Origin of the sequence: Pseudomonas sp. IPO3774 (assembly GCF_013386835.1) — a bacterium.
Taxonomy (GTDB): Bacteria; Pseudomonadota; Gammaproteobacteria; order Pseudomonadales; family Pseudomonadaceae; genus Aquipseudomonas.
This window is the reverse complement of record NZ_JACAQY010000009.1, coordinates 14,264-34,947: the sequence shown is the minus strand read 5'-3', so window position 1 is coordinate 34,947 and position 20,684 is coordinate 14,264. Positions and strand designations below refer to the sequence as shown.

The following is a 20,684-nucleotide window of genomic DNA, read 5'->3' as shown; positions in this document are numbered from 1 at the left end:
TCCTGACGATGAACACTGAACACCGCAAAGCGCTCCCCGGCAGCCGCCTCGATTTCTTTGACGCCCGCGCGGCAGTCGATGCAATCACCCCCGGCGCCTACGCCACACTGCCGTACACCTCCCGCGTGCTCGCGGAAAACCTGGTGCGTCGCTGTGACCCGGCGACCCTCAACGCGTCCCTGAGCCAACTGATCGAGCGCAAACGCGACCTCGACTTCCCGTGGTTCCCGGCCCGCGTGGTGTGCCACGACATCCTGGGCCAGACCGCCCTGGTGGACCTTGCCGGCCTGCGCGACGCCATCGCCCTGCAAGGCGGTGACCCGGCCCAGGTCAACCCGGTGGTGCCGACCCAACTGATCGTCGACCACTCCCTGGCCGTCGAAGCCGGTGGTTCTGACCCGCAGGCGTTCGAGAAAAACCGCGCCATCGAAGACCGTCGCAACGAAGACCGTTTCCACTTTATCGAGTGGACCAAAAAGGCCTTCAAGAACGTCGACGTGATCCCGCCGGGCAACGGCATCATGCACCAGATCAACCTGGAGAAAATGTCTCCGGTGATCCAGGTGCGTGACGGCGTGGCCTTCCCGGATACTTGCGTCGGCACCGACAGCCACACGCCTCACGTTGATGCCTTGGGCGTGATCGCCATCGGCGTTGGCGGCCTCGAAGCGGAGAGCGTGATGCTCGGCCGCGCCTCGTGGATGCGCCTGCCGGAAAGTGTCGGCGTGGAGCTGACGGGCAAGCTGCAACCGGGCATCACCGCCACCGACATGGTGCTGGCGCTGACCGAGTTCCTGCGCAAGCAGAAGGTCGTCGGTGCGTGGCTGGAGTTCTTCGGTGAAGGTGCTTCGGCGCTGACCCTGGGCGACCGCGCCACCATTTCCAACATGGCCCCGGAATACGGCGCCACGGCGGCGATGTTCTACATCGACCAACAGACCATCGCCTACCTCAAGCTCACCGGCCGTGAAGACGAACAAGTCACCCTGGTGGAGCAGTACGCTCGCCACACCGGCCTGTGGGCGGACGACCTCAAGGGCGCGCAATACGAGCGTGGCCTGAGCTTCGATTTGTCCTCGGTGGTGCGCAACATGGCCGGCCCGAGCAACCCCCACGCCCGCGTCGCCACCAGCGACCTGGCGGCCAAGGGCATCTCCGGCCAGTGGGATGACGTGCCGGGGCAAATGCCCGACGGCGCGGTGATCATCGCGGCCATCACCAGTTGCACCAACACCAGCAACCCGCGCAACGTGATTGCCGCCGGCCTGCTGGCACGCAATGCCAACAAGCTCGGCCTGGCCCGCAAGCCGTGGGTCAAGTCGTCCCTGGCACCGGGTTCGAAAACCGTCGCGATGTACCTCGACGAAGCCGGGCTGACCACCGAACTGGAGCAACTCGGTTTTGGTGTCGTGGCGTTCGCCTGCACCACCTGCAACGGCATGTCCGGCGCACTCGACCCGGTGATCCAGCAAGAGATCATCGACCGCGACCTGTACGCCACCGCCGTGCTTTCGGGTAACCGCAACTTCGACGGCCGTATCCACCCGTACGCCAAGCAAGCGTTCCTCGCGTCGCCGCCGCTGGTGGTGGCCTATGCGATTGCCGGCACCATCCGTTTCGACATCGAAAAAGACGTGCTGGGCCTGGACGCCAACGGCAAGGAAATCCGCCTCAAGGACATCTGGCCAAGCGACGAAGAAATCGACGCGGTGGTCAAGGCGTCGGTCAAGCCGGAGCAGTTTCGCCAGGTGTACATCCCGATGTTCGCGATCCACGAAGACACCGGCCCGAAGGTCACGCCGCTGTACGACTGGCGCCCGCAGAGCACCTACATCCGTCGCCCGCCGTACTGGGAAGGTGCCCTGGCCGGTGCACGTCCGCTCAAGGGCATGCGCCCGCTGGCGGTGCTGCCGGACAACATCACCACCGATCACCTGTCGCCGTCCAACGCGATCATGCCGGGCAGCGCCGCCGGTGAATACCTGGCGAAAATGGGCCTGCCGGAAGTCGACTTCAACTCTTACGCGACCCATCGTGGCGACCACTTGACCGCGCAGCGCGCCACCTTCGCCAACCCGAAACTGTTCAATGAAATGGTGGTTGAAGACGGTAAGGTCAAGCAGGGTTCGCTGGCGCGCCTGGAGCCGGAAGGCAAGGTCACGCGCATGTGGGAAGCGATCGAAACCTACATGGGGCGCAAGCAGCCGCTGATCATCATTGCCGGCGCCGACTACGGCCAGGGTTCGTCCCGGGACTGGGCGGCCAAGGGCGTACGCCTGGCCGGTGTTGAGGCGATTGCCGCCGAAGGTTTCGAGCGCATCCACCGCACCAACCTGGTGGGCATGGGCGTGCTGCCGCTGGAGTTCCTGCCGGGCACCGACCGCAAGACCCTGAAGATCGACGGCACGGAAACCTACGACGTGATCGGCGAACGCACCCCGCGTGCGCAACTGACGTTGCTGATCAACCGCAAGAACGGCGAGCGTGTCGAGGTGCCGGTGACCTGCCGGCTGGACACGGCTGAAGAAGTGTCGATCTACGAGGCGGGCGGCGTGTTGCAACGTTTTGCCCAGGACTTCCTGGAATCGGCTGTAACTGCCTGATAACTGCGGCCGGGGTCAACGCCCCGGCCCATGAGGACCACCATGGCACACGTACCGCAGATCAAGATTCCCGCCACCTACATGCGTGGCGGCACCAGTAAAGGCGTGTTTTTCAGCCTCAAGGATTTGCCCGAGTCGGCCCAGGTGCCGGGCGCGGCGCGGGATGCGTTGTTGTTGCGGGTGATCGGCAGCCCCGACCCGTATGACAAGCAAATCGACGGCATGGGCGGCGCGACTTCCAGCACCAGCAAAACCGTGATCCTGGCCAAAAGTACCCGCGCCGATCACGACGTGGATTACCTGTTCGGCCAGGTGTCCATCGACAAACCGTTCGTGGACTGGAGCGGCAACTGCGGCAACCTGTCGGCGGCGGTGGGTTCGTTCGCCATCAGCGCCGGCCTGGTAGATGCCGCGCGCATTCCGCACAACGGCGTGGCCGTGGTGCGGGTGTGGCAGGCGAATATCGCCAAGACCATCATCGCTCACGTACCGATCACCGACGGTGCGGTGCAGGAAACCGGCGACTTCGAACTCGACGGCGTGACCTTCCCGGCCGCCGAGGTGCAGCTGGAATTCATGGACCCAGCGGCGGAAGAAGAGGGCGGCGGTGGCTCGATGTTCCCTACCGGCAACCTGGTGGATGACCTGGACGTGCCGGGTGTCGGCACATTCAAGGCGACCCTGATCAACGCCGGGATTCCCACCATCTTCATCAACGCCCAGGACCTGGGTTACACCGGCACCGAGCTGCAGAGCGCGATCAATGGCGACCCCAAGTCCCTGGCGATGTTTGAAACCATCCGCGCCCATGGTGCGCTGCGCATGGGCTTGATCAAACACCTGGACGAAGCGGCCCAGCGTCAGCACACGCCGAAGGTGGCGTTTGTGGCGCGGCCTGCGGACTACGTGGCGTCCAGCGGCAAGGCGATCAGGGCGGGTGATGTCGACCTGCTGGTGCGGGCGCTGTCCATGGGCAAGTTGCACCACGCGATGATGGGCACGGCGGCGGTGGCGATTGGCACGGCGGCGGCGATTTCCGGCACGCTGGTGAATTTGGCGGCGGGCGGCGTGGAGCGTAATGCAGTGCGGTTCGGGCATCCCTCCGGGACGTTGCGCGTAGGCGCCGAGGCCAGCCAGGTCGACGGTGAATGGGTCGTGAAAAAAGCCATCATGAGCCGCAGTGCGCGAGTGTTGATGGAAGGGTTCGTACGCGTCCCCGGCGACGCTTTCTAACCGATCGTTCCCACGCTCTGCGTGGGAATGCATCCCGTGACGCTCTGCGTCACCCTTGCGCCGTACGGGACGCGAAGCGTCCAAGGCGGCATTCCCACGCAGAGCGTGGGAACGAACACCCTGACCCTGAGGATGGACCACACCTAACCCACTTTGGAGTACTGCCATGAGCGCCAACGTCGACCAGAACAACCGCCCCGACTACGACCAGGTCCTGCAGGACATCGCCGACTACGTACTGAATTTCAGGATCGAATCCCGCGATGCCCTCGACACCGCCCGCAACTGCCTGATGGACACCCTCGGTTGCGGCCTGCTGGCCCTGCGTTTCCCGGAGTGCACCAAGCACCTGGGGCCGATCGTCGAAGGCACGGTGGTGCCGTTCGGCGCACGGGTGCCGGGCACCTCGTTCCGCCTGGACCCGGTCAAGGCCGCATGGGACATCGGCTGCATCGTGCGCTGGCTCGACTACAACGACACCTGGCTTGCCGCCGAATGGGGTCACCCTTCCGATAACCTCGGTGGCATCCTCGCGGTCGCCGACCATCTCTCGCAAAAACGCGTGGCCAACGGCGACGCACCGCTGACCGTGCGGGCCGTGCTTGAGGCGATGATCATGGCCCACGAAATCCAGGGTGTGATTGCCCTGGAAAACTCCTTTAACCGCGTCGGCCTTGACCACGTGCTGCTGGTGAAAGTCGCCTCCACCGCCGTCACCGCCAAGCTGATGGGCGCCAACCGTGAGCAACTGCTGTCGGCCCTGTCCCAGGCGTTTGTCGATGGCCAGGCATTGCGTACTTATCGTCATGCGCCGAACGCCGGTTCGCGCAAGTCGTGGGCGGCGGGGGATGCGTCGAGTCGCGGGGTGCGCCTGGCGGATATCGCCATGCGCGGCGAGATGGGCATTCCCGGTGTGTTGAGCGCGCCGCAGTGGGGCTTTTACGACGTGCTGTTCAGCCACACCAACAAGGACCTGGCGCTCAAGCCCGAAGACAAGCGCGCCTTCAGCCTGTCGCAGCCCTATGGCACTTATGTGATGGAGAACGTGCTGTTCAAGATCAGCTTCCCCGCCGAGTTCCACGCACAAACCGCCTGCGAGGCAGCAGTCACCCTGCACCCACAGGTGAAGCACCGTCTGCATGAGATCGACCGGATTGTCATCACCACCCACGAGTCGGCGATCCGGATCATCTCCAAGGTCGGGCAGTTGGCCAACGCGGCGGACCGCGACCATTGCCTGCAGTACATGACCGCCGTACCGCTGGCGTTTGGCAATCTGGTGGCCGAGCAATACGAAGATGAATTCCACGCGGCCCATCCGATCATCGATGAGCTGCGCGAAAAGATGGTCATCGTCGAGGAGCCGCGCTACAGCCGCGAATACCTGGAGGCCGACAAGCGCTCCATCGCCAATGCGGTGCAGGTGTTCTTCAAGGATGGTTCCAGCACCGAACAGGTGGCAGTGGAATACCCGATTGGCCACCGTCGCCGTCGGGTGGATGGCATTCCGTTGCTGGAAGACAAGTTCAAGGCCAACCTGGCGACCCGGTTTACCGCGCAGCGCAGTGCCGAGATTTTTGCGCTGTGCAAGGATCAGGCACGGCTTGAGGCCACTGCGGTAAACCGGTTTGTGGACCTGTTCGTCATCTGAAGAACACCACTGGTCAAATGTGGGAGCGGGCTTGCTCGCGAATGCGGTGGATCAGCCATATATGCATTGGCTGACACTCCGCATTCGCGAGCAAGCCCGCTCCCACATTAAACCTACATGCTGCCTTCCACATCATCCAGGCTGAACGTCTCGGTATGGTCGTCATAGGAGAAGATCTCCGCATACCGCCCCCAGGCCACCACGCTTTCCAGGGTTTTCTCCACAAAGGCTTCCGTCATCGAGTCTTCCAGCTCCTGCTCGAAGCGCACCCGTGGCGCCCGGTGGCCGCTGCGCTCAAGCAACACCTGATGAATGCGCGCGGCCAATGGCACGTGGCGGATCAAGTGTTCGGCGAACAGGGTTTTACGCTCCTGGGTGCCGTAGTCGGCGAACAGTTTGCCGGCATCGGTCAGGGTGATATCGGCACCCTTCAGTTCGGCGAAGCCCAAATGCTCAAGCATCTCCGCCACCGGGAACAGATCGTCGACTTCCAGCAAACGCCGTTCAGCCACGGTCGGCAGGCCGGCGTGGCCATTGTAGGGCTCGGCGGCCAAGGTTTCGATCAGGCCAGCCATCAGGTTGGTGGAGACTTCCGGCAACAGGCTGCCCATTTTCAGCTCAGGCAAACCTCTGCTCGCGTCGGCGCTGCGGCGGTCGGTCATCAGGGCGTAGATGTCGTCGACCATTTGCCGGAAGGTCGGGTCCAGGCGGTTGCGCGGGTGGGCAAACGGCACCTTGATCTCGGCCACCACCCGGCCAGGGTTGGACGACAGCACCAGGATGCGGTCGCACATCAGCACCGCTTCTTCGATGTTGTGGGTCACGATCAGGATCGACTTGATCGGCAGTTGCTTGCCGCTCCAAAGATCCAGCAGGTCGGTGCGCAGGGTTTCGGCGGTGAGTACGTCCAGCGCCGAGAACGGTTCGTCCATCAGCAGCAGGGTCGGGTTCACCACCAGCCCGCGGGCGAAACCCACGCGTTGGCGCATGCCGCCGGACAGTTCGCGCGGGTAGGCGTTTTCAAAACCGTCCAAGCCGATCAGGTCGATGGCCGCCAGGGCGCGCCTGCGGGATTCCTTGCGCTCGACCTGCAAGGCTTGCAGGCCGGCCTCGACGTTTTCCAGCACGGTCAGCCACGGGAACAGCGCGAAGGTCTGGAACACCATGGCCACGCCTTCGGCCGGGCCGTTGAGCGGCGCGCCGTTGTAGCGCACTTCGCCCGACGACGGCTGAATCAGCCCGGCGATGATGCGCAGCAAGGTCGACTTGCCCGAGCCGGACCGGCCGAGCATGCCGACAATCTCGCCTTCGTGCAGGCTCAAGTTCACGCCGCTGAGGACTTGCAGCTCGTCTTTACCTTTGCCGAACACCCGGTTCACGTTTTTCAACGAGTAGATTTCCGGAGTGTCGGCGGCATGCTCGGTATAGGTAGTCATCACAGCGAGTCCCATCAATTCAGACGAAGTTTGTTTTCAGCCATTGCGTACATCGGCCGCCACACAGCGCGGTTGAACGCCACCACGAAGATCGACATCACCACCACGCCCAGGGCGATCTTCGGGAAGTCGCCGGCCGCGGTGGTCTGGGCGATGTAGGCGCCCAGCCCGTGGGCGACCACGTTGTCGTGGCCCCAGGACACGTACTCGGACACGATACTGGCGTTCCAGGCACCCCCCGAGGCGGTAATCGCGCCGGTGACGTAGTACGGGAAAATCCCCGGCAGCATCACCTTGCGCCACCACAACCAGCCGCGAATGCGGAAGTTGGCGGCGGCTTCCTTGAAGTCATTCGGGAACGCGCTGGCTCCGGCGATCACGTTGAACAGGATGTACCACTGGGTGCCCAGCACAATCAGCGGGCTCAGCCAGATATCCGGGTTGAGGTTGTAGTGCAGGATCACGATGACGAACACCGGGAACAGCAGGTTCGCCGGGAAGGCCGCAAGGAACTGCGCCAGCGGCTGGATTTTTTCCGCAAGCGCAGGGCGCAAGCCGATCATCACGCCCAGCGGCACCCAGATCAGCGAGGCGATCAGGATCAGGCCAGCCACACGCAGCAGCGTGATGAAGCCCAGCACAAATACGTGGCCGACTTCGGCCAGGGTCACTTCGGTGCCGACGTACTGCACGATGTGGTACAGCGCATAAGCGGCCAGCAGCGCGATGAGTGCGCCCCATACCCAGTCGATCACTTTTGACGCTTTCGGGGTTTCTGCCGGCAGCGCCTTGAGTGCACCGCCCGCCAGGCTGAAGCGCTTGTTGCCAATGCGGCTGATGGCGCGGGTGACAGGCCGCAGGATGCGCTGGACGATGCGCGTGCGCTGGATCAGGTTCAGCAGCCAGGATTGCGGCGCGGCACCCTGGGAGGCGGTGGTTTCCATGCGGAACTTGTCGGCCCAGGCCACCAGTGGGCGGAACAGGAACTGGTCGTACATCAGGATGACCACAATCATCGCCAGGATCACGTAGCCCACGGCGTGCAGGTCTTTCTGGGCAATCGCCAGGGCCAGGTATGAGCCCACGCCCGGCAAGGTGATGGTCTTGTCGCCGACGGTAATGGCCTCGGAGGCGACCACGAAAAACCAGCCGCCGGACATGCTCATCATCATGTTCCACACCAGCCCGGGCATGGCGAAGGGCACGTCGAGCTTCCAGAACCGCTGCCAACCGGAAAGTCGCAGGTTGGTCGACACTTCCACCAGGTCATGGGGCAGCATGCGCAGCGACTGGTAGAAGCTGAACGTCATGTTCCAGGCCTGGCTGGTGAAAATCGCAAAGATGGCCGCGAACTCCGCGCCGAGCACACGCCCGGGGAACAGCAGCAGGAAGAACGTCACTGTGAACGAGATGTAACCCAGCACTGGTACTGATTGCAGGATGTCGAGCACGGGCACCAGCAGTTTCTCGGCGCGCCGGCTTTTGGCGGCCAGGGTGCCATACAACAGGGTGAACACCAGCGCTGCAACCATCGCCGCCAGCATGCGCATCGTGGTGCGCATCGCGTATTCCGGCAGGTTGGCCGGGTCCAGCGAGATCACTTCACTCTGCAGGGTGGCGATGGGCGCCCAGGTTTCCCGTGCAGTGATGGAGAAAAACAGTAAAAAGCCGATCACCAGGGGCAGGGCGACCAAATCCCAGCGGTTGGGGAGCAAGCGCAATGTGGATGCAGGGATGTAGTGACGGAACACTCTTTTCATAGGCAGTCATTCCTGCAGCGTTCAGGTTCAGGGGCGTGATGGGAGTGAGCTTAGCTGCTGCACGAATGACCCACCGAGAAGGGCGGGCGCTGTTTTCGCGAGTCAGGGGCAACGAGGCGTTGCTGGCGGGATTGTACGTTTCTGAATGTTACAAGCGCATAAATTTGCTGTCAGTTTCCTGTACGAACGGCGACTAGGGCGTCGGCGCCCCGGTCGTCGCTCGGCGGTTATTCAAACCGCAGGATCACCCTGCGATTGTGTTTGCTCTTCTTCTCGATTTTTTCGCAGAACACCCGGCCGATTTCCTCGGTATTGGTCACATGGGTGCCGCCGCAGGGCTGGATATCGATCCCGGCGATTTCAATCACCCGTACTGCCCCCTGGATGACCGGTGGCGCCACCGCCTGGGTGCGAGTGATCTGCAGCAGGGTTGAATACTCCGAGGCGGGCATGGACAGGGTTTTCACCCCATGAGCCTGTTCGATCAAGGCATTGAGGTCACGGGTGATGGTCTCTTTGTCGAGGGTCATTTCCGGCAGGTCGAAATCCAGGCGGCCCTTGTCGGCGCCGATGCTGCAACCGGTCACCGGAGCGTCGATGATCGAGCACAGGAGGTGCAGGCAGGTGTGCATTTTCATGTGCTGGTAGCGACGTTCCCAGTCCAGGCTGGCGTCTACCTGCATCCCGGCGGCCAGTTGCTCGGGGCAGTGTTCTACCTGGTGCCAGATGATCGAGCGCAGCACCGGGTCACGCACGGTGCCGGTGATGTCGACGCGGCTGCCGTCGGGCAGGATGAAATGGCCGGTGTCCCCCGGTTGGCCGCCGCCGGTGGGGTAGAACAGCGTGTGCTCCAGGGCGATTCCCTGTTCGCTGACGGCAATCACCCGCGCACTGAAGGCATTCTGGTAAGGCGCGCTGTCGAACAGCGCGAGGGTTTCCATGGTGTGCACGGACATGTTCAACCTCCGACGATCAGTGGGCTGGCTTGCAGCAGGCGACGAACCATCGCGCTCAAGCCAGGAGGAGATAGCAGGGTGATTTCAAATTCGGGCCCGGTCACTTTCAGGTTCAGCGGCAGGCGCGGCGGGTAGGCGTTGGTTTCGATGTGCCGCAGGCGGAATTGCAGGTGATGACGTTCCTTGACTGTCGGCTCCAGCAGCAGGCCGGGCAGGGGATGAAAGTCAGCGTCCAATACCGTCACCTTGTGGCTGGCGTTGACTTCGCCCACCACGTGCAGGCGTTCGTCGAGGGCAAACGCGCCGAGGTAATTGCTGTGGTCCGACTCATCGTTTTTCTGCAACTGGATCTGGTTGACCACCTTGACCTTGGTGCCGGCCGGCACGTCCTGGGTGATCACGCAGGACGGGCTGATGAACACGTTGTCACCGATCAGCACGTAACCGAGCACCCGCGCGCCGGAGCCGACTTCCACGTTGTTGCCCAGCCGCGGGTGGCGCTTGCCGTCCGGGTTGTTGGCGATGCCCCGGGCGCCGAGGGTCACGCCGCAGAGGATGTAGCAGTCGTTGCCGATCTCGCAGGTTTCACCGATGACCGTGCCGTAACCGTGGTCCAGCACAAAGCGCCGGCCGATCCGCGCCGCGGGGTGAATTTCGGCGCCGGACAGGATCTTGCCCTGGTTGCTCAGCTTCAGGGCGATGGCGGAAAACACGCCGTTGTTCTTGTCCGGGAAATTCCACACCAGGTGGGCCAGGCGGTAATACAGCACGGCCTTGAACGAGGCGTAGGACTCCAGGATCAGCTCTCCGCGCCCACGGGACGCCGGGTCGCGCCAGGCATAGGCGATCAGGTCTTCGGCCACCGCCTGGGCCGCCGCCTGGATCAGCGGCGCGAGATGCGCCTCCAGCTGCTTCAACTGCGCAGGCGTGAGCGTGGTGATGAGGTGGGTGAGCAACTCATCGTGCAGTTGTTGCATGTCGATAAAGCCCCCCATGGAGGCACCCCCGCAATAGTTGTTATTCAAAACAGGGCAGATAGCTGTCGGCACTGTCGTAGACCATGGTCAGCACGACGGTGTCGGTGGGCAGCTCCGGCGCCAGCTTGGCGATGGCTACCATGTTGGCGGCCGACGACAGCCCGAGGCTGATGGCGTCGGTGCGCATGATGCGTTTGATCATGTCGAGGCATTCCTGGCGCGACACCTTGAGCATCCCGTCAATGATCGCGACGTTGAGAATGCTCGGGATCAAGCCGATCGACAGGCCCTGGATATGGTGCGGCGCATGGCGGTCGCTGAGCAGGTCGCACTCTTCCGGCTCCACCCCCATCACGCGGATCGCCGGCCAGGTGCTCTTGAGGGTTTCGCCGATGCCGGTGATATGGCCCCCGGTGCCGATGCCGCTGACGAAGTAGTCCACACGCAGCTCGCCGAAGGCGCGGATGATTTCCCGGGCGGTGGTGTCACGGTGGGTCTGCGGGTTGGCGCCGTTGCGCTGCTGGTTGAGCATCACGTAGCTGGGGTTTTCCAGCTGCAGCTCCATGCACTTTTCGCCGTGGGAATTGTTGCCCAGGCGGCTGTCCGACAGCACCACCCTGGCGCCGTACAGGCGCAGCAGTTTCTGCTTCTCGGGGCTGTAGTTGTCGGGGATCACCAGCACCACTTTATAGCCCAGCACGTTACCGGCCATCACCAGGCCGATGCCGGTGTTGCCGCCGCTGGGCTCAATGATGGTTTGCCCTGAGCCACGAATCAGAATGCCCCGGCGCTCGGCGTCGAGGATCATGCCCAGGGCGATGCGTGCCTTGTGGCTTCCGCCGGGGTTGAGGGATTCCAGCTTGGCGTAGACCTCGATGCCGAGGTCTTCGGAAAACTGTTCCAGGCGCACGATGGGCGTTTGGCCAATGGCGTCGAGTATCGAGTTATGCAACATCAAGTAAGAGCCCATGGCCGCTGATCAGTACAAAGGCATGTCGGGTTCGACGTCGCGAACCCAGTGTTTCATGCCACCTTGCAGTACTTTGGTGTTGGCGAATCCGGCGGCCAGCAAGGTGCTGGCGGCTTGCTCCGCGCGGGTCCCGGCGTAGCAGATGAGGTAGTGCGTGTTGTCGCGGCTGAGGTTGGCGAGTTGCCCGTCGAGCTCGGCCAGCGGGATGTGCACCACCCCCGGCAACTTGCACACTTCCAGCTCGCTGGCGTCCCGCACATCCAGCAGTACGTCGGCCTTGCTGTGTTGCTCGAGCAGTTGCTTGAGCACCCGCGGCTTGATGTAGCGTTCTTCGGCCAGGGAAGGTTGGCTTGGCAGGGCGTCGGCGCAGACGGCGGGGGCGATGGTTTGGCTGTGGCGCAGTTCCGAGCAGCAAGGGCAGTCGGCGCGGCGCTTGAAGCGGATCTCGCTGAACTTCATCGCCAGCGCATCAAAGCGCATCAGCCGGCCCGAGAGTGGTTCGCCAATGCCGATCAGCAGCTTGATCGCCTCGGTGGCCTGGATCATCCCGACCACCCCGGGTAATACGCCGATGACCCCGCCGGCGCTGCAGTTGGGCGCCAGTTCCGCCGGTGGTGCCTGGGGAAACAGGCAGCGATAGCACGGCCCGCCTTTATAGTTGAGCACGCTGATCTGCCCGTCGAAGCGGTAGATGGCGCCGTACACCAACGGCTTGCCCAACTGCACGCAAGCGTCGTTGACCAGGTAGCGGGTTTCGAAATTGTCGGTGCCGTCGATCACCAGGTCATAGGCGCCCACCAGTTCCAGGGCGTTGTCGGTGTTGAAGGCGGTGTCGTAGGTGTTGATCTGGATGTGGCTGTTCAGGTCCTGCAAGCGCTGCTTGGCGGACTCGACCTTGGGCAGGCCCAAGGTGCTGTTGCCGTGGACGATCTGGCGTTGCAGGTTGCTGCTTTCCACCACGTCGAAATCCACCAGCCCCAGGGTGCCGATGCCGGCCGCCGCCAGGTACAGGCTGATGGGCGAACCGAGGCCGCCGGTGCCGATGATCAGCACGCGGGCTTTCTTCAGGTTCAACTGGCCTTCGCGGCCGACGCCGGGTAGGGTGATGTGGCGCACGTAGCGCTGCACTTCTTCATTGCTCAGTTGGTCGACGTCCATGCCGCCGGAAGTGGCCAGCAACACTTCGATTTTGGCTTTTTCGGGCAACCGGTCGTTGGCGTCGATCAGTTCCTCTTCGGCGGTGAACAGGAAGTGTTCCTTGAGCTGGTTGTTCTCGTAGAGCAGGTGCGCCCGCAATTGCGGGTGCTCGATGCAGAGGTTTTCAATGACTTCGCGCAATGTCGATCCGGCACCCTCGAGGGTCGATGCTGGCAGCTTGGCCACGCGGACCAGGATGTCGGGGAAAGAGACAGCGTTCATGCACAACTCCGTTTGCAGGTCGTTGAAGGGTTTTTGGGCGAAGTGTTTGCCATCCCAGGCAAACAGCTTGGAACCTTGGGTCTTGCCCTGGCGAACATCCACCACCAGGTAGCTTACGGGGTAGATCGGCTCGCCCATGAAAAGGGCCTTGTCCTGGTCTTCGTCGCTGAAATACGCGCCGACGTCAGGGTGGGAGTGGTAGATCACCACCACCGGGTTATCACTGCGAAACGCCTTGTTCATCATCAGCGTGTCGGCCACCGAAAAGGTGTAGCCGTTGGCGGCGCTGCGTGAATACATATCCGGGTTCTTGCTGTGCAGCTCGTTCTGGATGTTGCTGCCCAGGTACACGCTGCCATCGGCGAAAACGAAACCGCAGCATTCCTCGGGGTAGCTGCGGTCGGCGTGGGCGTAGATCTGCTCCAGTGCGCTTGGGCTCAGGACCTTCATCTCAGTTTTTCTTCGCCAGGAGCTTTTCGATGGGCAGCTTGGTGATGGCAAAGCCGGCCAGCAGGATCGCCGAATACATCATCAGGTCCCTGGAAATCTGCACGCCCTCGTACCAGGCCCCGATGATCACCGCGAACACCGGGAAGATGATGAACACGAAGGACAAAATGATCGGGCTCAGGCGCTTTAGCAGCATGAAATACACGATAAAACCGCCCACCGAGGCCACCAGCCCGAGGTAGAACAGCGCACTCCAGGACCGCAGGGTGATGTCTTCAAAGGTCGGGGTTTCAAACCACAGCCCGGCGACAAACAGCATCAACCCGGCGATGCCGATGGGCAGGGTGTTGTAGGTGATCACGCTGATGGCACTGCCTTGTTTCTTGGTAATCACGTAGCACAAGGCATGCATGATCGCCGCAGCCAGGATCGCCAGCACGCCGAAGAACTCGGCGTGGTCCAGGTGCAGGCCCTGGCTCTTGATGATCATGTACAGGCTGCCGAACCCGATGGCGATGCCGATCACCTGGGAAAAGTAGATGCGCTCGCGCAGGAACAGCGCGGAGAAAATCAGGATAAACACCGGCATGCAGCTGAACAGCAGCGCGGTGAGGCCGGACGAGACATGCATTTCGCCGTAGTTGAGCAGGTAATACGGAACGCTGAAGTAGGACAGCGTCACAAACACGAAGAACCAGCGGCTTTCCCGGGGAAACAGGATCGGCTCGCGGCGCACCCAGGCGAAACACAGGAACAGCGGAAACGCGATCAGGAACCGCAGCCCGGCGGAGGTCAGCGGTGGCACGCTTTCCACGGCGATCTTGATGCCCAGCCAGGTAGTGCCCCAGCTGAGACACACGATCAGGAACATCACACTGGTAATCAGCCCGGCCAACCACTGCTTGTGAGTTTTTGTTTTTCCAGCATTTTCGAGAACGGCGGACATTGGCATCGTGACATTGCTTCCATGAGACCGAATTGACCTCTATATTGAGTGCCATGATTCGGTGATTGAACCCGTAAAAGCACACTATTAGGGCGAATGATGGCTGTCAAAACAAATATTGACATGGTGTCAATTATGCGAGAAGGACTCTCCAACGGGCAGGGCGTGAAGTACAAGCGCCTGTCCGATGTCATGGAGCGAGGCATCCTTGAAGGCTTGATTGAACCGGGAAGAAAACTGCCGCCTCATCGGGTGCTTTCCGACAATCTGGGGGTCACCATTGGCACCATCAGCCGCGCCTACGGTGAGCTGGAACGCCTGGGGCTGGTAGTGGCGCGGGTCGGCGACGGCACTTTCGTACGCAAGCGTGGGATGGAGCGCCAGCGGGATGAAGGCTTTCGCAACTTCAGCGACGAGCCGCGGCAATACTTTGATATGAGCCGCAACATGCACATCCCCGGGCAGGAGACCACGTTTCTGGCCCAGAGCTTCCAGACGCTGGCGAACAACGCCAAGTTCTTGCAGGACATCAGTGCCTACACCCCGGATGCCGGGCTGCCGCGTTACCGGGCGGCGGGTGCGCAGTGGCTGGTGCAGCGGGATTTCCACCCGATTCCCGAGCAGGTGATTTGCGTGAACGGCGGCCAGCATGGGTTGCTCTGCGCAATGATGGCGCTGTTGCGAGCCGGCGATACGGTGGTGACCGAACAGTTGACCTATCCAGGGCTGATCACCGCCGCGCGCATGCTGGGCATCCGCCTGATCGGCCTGGAAATGGATGAAGAAGGGCTGCTGCCGGGGGCGCTGGATGAAGTCTGCCGCAATCACCGGGTTTCGGCGTTGTACTGCACGCCGACCATCCAGAATCCTACGACAGCGGTGCTGTCGGTCGCGCGTCGTGAGGCATTGGTGAAGGTCTGTCGGGAACACAACCTGCTGATTCTCGAGGATGAGGCCCACGGTGTGCTGGTGGAAGACCGTCCGCCGCCCCTGAGTCATTTTGCCCCGGAGCGTACGATTCTGATCAGCAGCCTGAGCAAGGCGGTATCGGCAGGCTTGCGCGTTGGGTACGTGCATGCACCGCCGGCGCTGGTCAGCCGGATTTCTGCGGCCTTGCGTTCCACCTGCTGGATGGCCACGCCGGTCACCCTGGAACTGGCGACCCAGTGGATCGAAAACGGCACGGCGGAACACCTGTTGCACCAGCAGATCCAGGAAATCAGCCGCCGCAAGGCACTGGTGGAAGGTTTGTTGATCGGGCTGGAGTACCGCACTCACCTGAACAGCCCGCACTTCTGGATCGAAGTCCCGGAGCCATGGCGCGCGTCGGAAATCGAAGCGGAGTTAAAGCAGAACAATTACCTGATTGCGACAGCCGAAGCGTTTGCCGTGGGGCAGACGGCGGTGCCGCAATTCATTCGGGCGAGCATCTGCAATACGTCGGGGGATGATCAGTTGCTGCTGGATGGGTTCGATGCGCTGGCGACGGCGCTGGGGCAGGGCGGGGGGCGGTTTCACCTGTGAACCCAACAGCTTGTTGTGAACATGACCCCTGTGGCGAGGGAGCTTGCTCCCGCTGGGCTGCGAAGCAGCCCCAAAGCCATTCACTAAATACCAGTCGTCTGGTTTGCGACTGCTGCGCAGTCGAGCGGGAGCAAGCTCCCTCGCCACAGAAGCTCCCTCGCCACACAAGCACCTTGGCCAGCGCGCGGAGTTACTTGAACCGCCGCTCCACCCCTTTCTCCACCAGTATCTTCGCCGAAATCTCTTCCACCGAAAAATGCGTGGAATTGATGTGCGCAATATTTTCCCGGCGGAACAGATTTTCCACCTCCCGCACTTCAAATTCGCACTGCGCATAGCTGGAGTAACGGCTATTGGGCTTGCGCTCGTTGCGAATCGCCGTCAGGCGGTCCGGGTCGATGGTCAGCCCGAACAGCTTGTGCTGGTGCGCGCGCAGGGCGCTCGGCAGCGTCAGGTGCTCCATGTCGTCTTCGGTCAGCGGGTAGTTGGCCGCGCGAATCCCGAACTGCATGGCCATATAAAGGCAGGTCGGCGTCTTGCCGCAGCGGGACACGCCCACCAGGATCAAATCAGCCTTGTCGTAGTAGTGGGTGCGGGCGCCGTCGTCGTTGTCGAGGGCGAAGTTCACCGCCTCGATCCGCTCCATATAGTTGGAGTTATGGCCAATGGAGTGAGATTTTCCGACAGAGTATGACGAATGTTCACTTAACTCTTGTTCCAGCGGCGCCAGGAAGGTAGAGAAGATGTCGATCATGAAACCATTGGAGGTGGCGAGGATCTCACGAATGTCCTGATTGACGATGGTGTCGAAAATGATCGGACGAAATCCGTCTTTTTCGGCCGCCAGATTGATTTGTTGTACCATGGCTCGCGCTTTATCCACGCTATCGATATAGGGTCGCGTGAATTTGCTGAAGGTAATGTTTTCGAACTGCGCCAGCAGGCTTTGACCCAGGGTTTCGGCTGTAATGCCGGTGCCGTCGGAGATAAAGAAAGCAGATCGTTTCATTTGAGCCTTGGGCCTTAAGCTGATGACGAATCTTGGATATGATAGGCGCGATTTTGCCGTCCCGCAGTGGGCCGCATTCTCACTTATTTTCCAGGTCCAGGCCACAAACGCCGGTAACCGCTCCTACTGAGCCGCCGGCGTCCTGAGCTTTTCCAACACAGAAAGTGGAGAGATCACCTTGGTAGAGTACGTAGTTTCCCTCGATAAGCTCGGCGTCCATGATGTAGAGCACGTAGGGGGCAAGAACGCATCCCTGGGCGAGATGATCAGTAATCTTGCGGGCGCCGGTGTATCGGTGCCAGGTGGTTTTGCCACCACCGCCCAGGCTTACCGTGATTTCCTCGAGTTGAGCGGCCTCAACGATCAGATCCATGCCGCCCTCGATGCGCTGGACGTCGATGACGTCAACGCCCTGGCCAAGACTGGCGCCCAGATCCGTCAATGGATCATGGAAGCCGAGTTCCCCGAGAAGCTCAACGCCGAGATCCGCACCGCGTTTGCCACGCTGTCGGCCGGTAACCCCGACATGGCTGTCGCCGTGCGCTCCTCGGCCACCGCCGAAGACCTGCCTGACGCCTCCTTTGCCGGCCAGCAGGAAACCTTCCTGAACATCCGCGGCGTGGAAAACGTGATCCGCGCAGCCAAGGAAGTGTTTGCCTCCCTCTTTAACGACCGTGCTATTTCCTACCGCGTGCACCAGGGTTTCGACCACAAGCTGGTGGCCCTGTCTGCCGGTGTGCAGCGCATGGTGCGTTCGGAAACCGGCACCGCCGGCGTGATGTTCACCCTGGACACTGAATCGGGCTTCCGCGACGTGGTGTTCATCACCGGCGCCTACGGCCTCGGCGAAACCGTCGTACAAGGCGCGGTGAACCCGGACGAATTCTACGTCCACAAACACACCCTTGAAGCCGGCCGCCCGGCCATCCTGCGCCGCAACCTGGGCAGCAAGGCGATCAAGATGATCTACGGCGACGAGGCCAAGGCCGGTCGCTCGGTGAAAACCGTTGATGTCGACAAGGCCGAACGCGCGCGTTTCTGCCTGACCGACGCCGAAGTCAGCGAATTGGCCAAGCAGGCGATGATCATCGAGAAGCACTACAAGTGCCCGATGGACATCGAATGGGCCAAGGACGGTGACGACGGCAAGCTGTACATCGTCCAGGCCCGCCCTGAGACCGTGAAGAGCCGCACCTCGGCCAACGTCATGGAACGCTACCTGTTGAAAGAAACCGGCACCGTGCTGGTGGAAGGCCGTGCCATCGGCCAGCGCATCGGCGCCGGCAAGGTGCGGATCATCAAGGACGTGTCCGAGATGGACAAGGTCCAGCCAGGCGACGTGCTGGTCTCCGACATGACCGACCCGGACTGGGAACCGGTGATGAAGCGCGCCAGCGCCATCGTCACCAACCGTGGCGGGCGTACCTGCCACGCGGCGATCATCGCCCGCGAGCTGGGGATTCCGGCAGTGGTCGGTTGCGGTAACGCCACCCAACTGTTGAAAGACGGCCAGGGCGTAACCGTGTCCTGCGCTGAAGGCGACACCGGCTTCATCTTCGAAGGTGAGCTGGGCTTCGATATCAAGCAAAACTCCATCGACGCCATGCCCGACCTGCCGTTCAAGATCATGATGAACGTCGGCAACCCGGACCGCGCCTTCGATTTCGCGCAATTGCCGAACGCCGGTGTGGGCCTGGCCCGCCTGGAGTTCATCATCAACCGCATGATCGGTGTGCACCCCAAGGCCCTGCTGAACTACGACGGCCTGCCGCCGGACATCAAGGAAAGCGTCGACAAGCGCATCGCCGGCTACAACGACCCGGTGGGCTTCTACGTCGAGAAGCTGGTGGAAGGCATCAGCACCCTGGCAGCGGCGTTCTACCCGAAAAAGGTCATCGTGCGCCTGTCGGACTTCAAGTCCAACGAGTACGCCAACCTGATCGGCGGCAAGCTTTACGAGCCGGAAGAAGAAAACCCGATGCTGGGCTTCCGTGGCGCCTCGCGCTACATCAGCGAAGCCTTCCGCGACTGCTTCGAGCTGGAATGCCGTGCCCTCAAGCGCGTGCGCAACGAGATGGGCCTGACCAACGTCGAAATCATGGTGCCGTTCGTGCGCACCCTGGGTGAAGCGAGCCAGGTGGTGGACCTGCTGGCTGAAAACGGCCTGTCCCGTGGCGAGAACGGCCTGCGCGTCATCATGATGTGCGAGCTGCCATCCAATGCCATCCTGGCTGAAGAATTCCTGGAGTTCTTCGACGGCTTCTCCATCGGTTCCAACGACCTGACCCAGCTGACCCTGGGCCTGGACCGCGACTCCGGGATCATCGCCCACCTGTTCGACGAGCGTAACCCTGCGGTCAAGAAGCTGCTGGCCAACGCCATCCAGGCGTGCAACAAGGCCGGCAAGTACATCGGGATCTGCGGCCAGGGCCCTTCCGATCACCCGGACCTGGCCAAGTGGCTGATGGAGCAGGGCATCGAAAGCGTCTCGCTGAACCCCGATTCCGTACTGGAAACCTGGTTCTTCCTGGCTGAAGGTCAAGCCCAGGCGTAACACGCAACACCCAAAAGTGCCGGTCAACCTTGCGGTTGGCCGGCATTTCTCATTCTGTACAGGGCGGAACTCCTTCCGGACGCCGCCCTTTTTTGTGCAAGAGCATTATGCAAAGCAGCAGCAACCTGTTTCCCGTCGCCTTGATCAGCGCTGAGCGTCGTGGCGACCTGAGTGAAGATGTGTATCGGCTGAAACCCGGCAACAGCCCTGACGGTACCGTCGAGCTGGCCGTGACCCGCCTGGGCCTGGCTGACGTCCCGGAAAACCGGGGCGTGCCGGTGGTTTTGTTGCATGGCAGTTTTTCCAACCGCCGCTTCTGGTACTCGCCCAAGGGGATCGGCCTGGGCGCCTACCTGGCGCGCGAAGGGTTTGACGTCTGGATCCCGGAAATGCGCGGTCACGGGCTGTCCCGGCGCAACCAGGACTACGCCAGGAATCGTGTCGCCGACTATGCTCGCTACGACTTGCCGGCCATTGCCGCCTTCGTGCGTGAGCAAAGCGGGCAGATTCCCCACTGGATCGGGCATTCCCTGGGTGGCACAACCCTGGCTGCGGCCCTGGGTGGGCAGCACCTTGGCGCGCCGGCAGTGGCCTCGGTGGCGCTGTTTGGCTGCCAGGTCAGTCGCACGCATTGGCCGTTGAAGTTGCCACCGGTGGAGTGGACCGGTCGCCTGCTCTTGAAACGTTTCGGCCAATTGTCCGGCGCTCGGTGGAAACGCGGCCCGGAGGACGAGCCGGCGGGTGTATTGATTGAAGCCATGCGCTGGAATGGGCTGTTCGGCCGCTTTGGCGAAGGTAAGCAGGATTGGTGGAAAGGCCTGGCCGAGGTTGACGTGCCGCTGTTGGCGGTGAGCGCCGCCGGCGATCACCAGGACCCGGACTGGGCCTGTCGCAAGCTCTTTGAGCAGGTCGGCTCCGAGCATCGCCAATACCTGTGCCTGGGGCGCCAGCAAGGGTTCAGCGGGGATTTCGGGCATGTCGAGATGCTCGTCAGCAAGGCCGCCCAGGCTGAAGTGTGGCCGCTGGTGACGCGCTGGTTGAAAAATCCGCTTACACCTTTGCTGGGGGCGCAGGCGCAGGAACTGGCAGCGGTTTGAGCGCGAGGCTCTATCAGGGGCGTTTCGCTTGTTTGCCGTAGAGGCTAAGATATGACGCGTTGGGTGGTTCTGGTCATATTCAGTCGCGCAGTGGGTCTT

General features: G+C 62.1%; 14 protein-coding genes. 6 read left to right on the top strand and 8 right to left on the bottom strand.

All coding sequences use genetic code 11. The features are described from left to right. The first annotated feature begins 8 nt into the window (after positions 1 to 8). From acnD to prpD, 3 genes are all read left to right on the top strand, one after another. Positions 9 to 2,603 (top strand): Fe/S-dependent 2-methylisocitrate dehydratase AcnD, encoded by a 2,595-nt coding sequence (gene acnD / locus HYE77_RS04955; RefSeq protein ID WP_177068497.1) that lies wholly within the window; start codon positions 9 to 11, stop codon positions 2,601 to 2,603. Positions 2,604 to 2,645: 42 nt separating this feature from the next. Continuing rightward, a complete protein-coding gene (gene prpF, locus HYE77_RS04950; protein WP_177068496.1) occupies positions 2,646 to 3,836 on the top strand; it encodes a 2-methylaconitate cis-trans isomerase PrpF in 1,191 nt (396 codons plus the stop codon). Positions 3,837 to 4,002: 166 nt separating this feature from the next. Then, on the top strand, positions 4,003 to 5,487 hold the full coding sequence (gene prpD, locus HYE77_RS04945; RefSeq protein WP_177068495.1) for a 2-methylcitrate dehydratase: 1,485 nt from the start codon (positions 4,003 to 4,005) through the stop codon (positions 5,485 to 5,487). A gap of 113 nt (positions 5,488 to 5,600) precedes the next feature. Here the strand turns inward: prpD and HYE77_RS04940 are convergent, their stop codons facing one another. The 7 genes from HYE77_RS04940 to HYE77_RS04910 all read right to left on the bottom strand — a co-directional run bounded on the left by HYE77_RS04940 (position 5,601) and on the right by HYE77_RS04910 (position 14,350). Next, the gene (locus HYE77_RS04940; protein ID WP_177023062.1) at positions 5,601 to 6,923 is read right to left on the bottom strand and encodes an AAA-associated domain-containing protein; all 1,323 of its coding nucleotides are present in this window, start codon (positions 6,921 to 6,923) and stop codon (positions 5,601 to 5,603) included. Positions 6,924 to 6,937: 14 nt separating this feature from the next. Beyond that, on the bottom strand, positions 6,938 to 8,683 hold the full coding sequence (locus HYE77_RS04935) for an ABC transporter permease subunit (protein WP_134325938.1): 1,746 nt from the start codon (positions 8,681 to 8,683) through the stop codon (positions 6,938 to 6,940). 227 nt (positions 8,684 to 8,910) lie between these two features. Then, a complete protein-coding gene (locus HYE77_RS04930; protein WP_003214990.1) occupies positions 8,911 to 9,639 on the bottom strand; it encodes an alanyl-tRNA editing protein in 729 nt (242 codons plus the stop codon). A 2-nt stretch (positions 9,640 to 9,641) separates the two neighbouring features. Beyond that, positions 9,642 to 10,634, bottom strand: coding sequence for a serine O-acetyltransferase (locus HYE77_RS04925; RefSeq protein ID WP_003214992.1), 993 nt, complete (start codon positions 10,632 to 10,634; stop codon positions 9,642 to 9,644). A gap of 22 nt (positions 10,635 to 10,656) precedes the next feature. Continuing rightward, complete coding sequence (locus HYE77_RS04920) at positions 10,657 to 11,571, bottom strand: PLP-dependent cysteine synthase family protein (protein ID WP_043225528.1); 915 nt, start codon at positions 11,569 to 11,571, stop codon at positions 10,657 to 10,659. Between the two features lie 24 nt (positions 11,572 to 11,595). Continuing rightward, positions 11,596 to 13,455 (bottom strand): molybdopterin-synthase adenylyltransferase MoeB, encoded by a 1,860-nt coding sequence (moeB, locus tag HYE77_RS04915; RefSeq protein WP_134325939.1) that lies wholly within the window; start codon positions 13,453 to 13,455, stop codon positions 11,596 to 11,598. A 1-nt stretch (position 13,456) separates the two neighbouring features. Next, positions 13,457 to 14,350 carry a DMT family transporter gene (locus HYE77_RS04910; protein ID WP_166742189.1) on the bottom strand — a complete coding sequence of 298 codons (894 nt, stop codon included), beginning with the start codon at positions 14,348 to 14,350 and terminating at the stop codon, positions 13,457 to 13,459. Positions 14,351 to 14,500: 150 nt separating this feature from the next. Here HYE77_RS04910 and HYE77_RS04905 point away from each other — a divergent pair, with 150 nt between their 5' ends. After that, a complete protein-coding gene (locus HYE77_RS04905; protein ID WP_032899027.1) occupies positions 14,501 to 15,925 on the top strand; it encodes a PLP-dependent aminotransferase family protein in 1,425 nt (474 codons plus the stop codon). 190 nt (positions 15,926 to 16,115) lie between these two features. Here HYE77_RS04905 and HYE77_RS04900 read toward each other — a convergent pair whose 3' ends face one another. Further along, on the bottom strand, positions 16,116 to 16,934 hold the full coding sequence (locus tag HYE77_RS04900) for a pyruvate, water dikinase regulatory protein (protein ID WP_003215001.1): 819 nt from the start codon (positions 16,932 to 16,934) through the stop codon (positions 16,116 to 16,118). A gap of 178 nt (positions 16,935 to 17,112) precedes the next feature. Here HYE77_RS04900 and ppsA point away from each other — a divergent pair, with 178 nt between their 5' ends. Together ppsA and HYE77_RS04890 are read left to right on the top strand one after the other, a co-directional pair. Continuing rightward, entirely contained in the window at positions 17,113 to 19,488 is a 2,376-nt protein-coding gene (gene ppsA / locus HYE77_RS04895) for a phosphoenolpyruvate synthase (RefSeq protein WP_003215003.1), read from the top strand. Positions 19,489 to 19,595: 107 nt separating this feature from the next. Then, the gene (locus tag HYE77_RS04890) at positions 19,596 to 20,585 is read left to right on the top strand and encodes an alpha/beta fold hydrolase (protein WP_003215005.1); all 990 of its coding nucleotides are present in this window, start codon (positions 19,596 to 19,598) and stop codon (positions 20,583 to 20,585) included. The last annotated feature ends 99 nt before the right edge of the window (positions 20,586 to 20,684 follow it).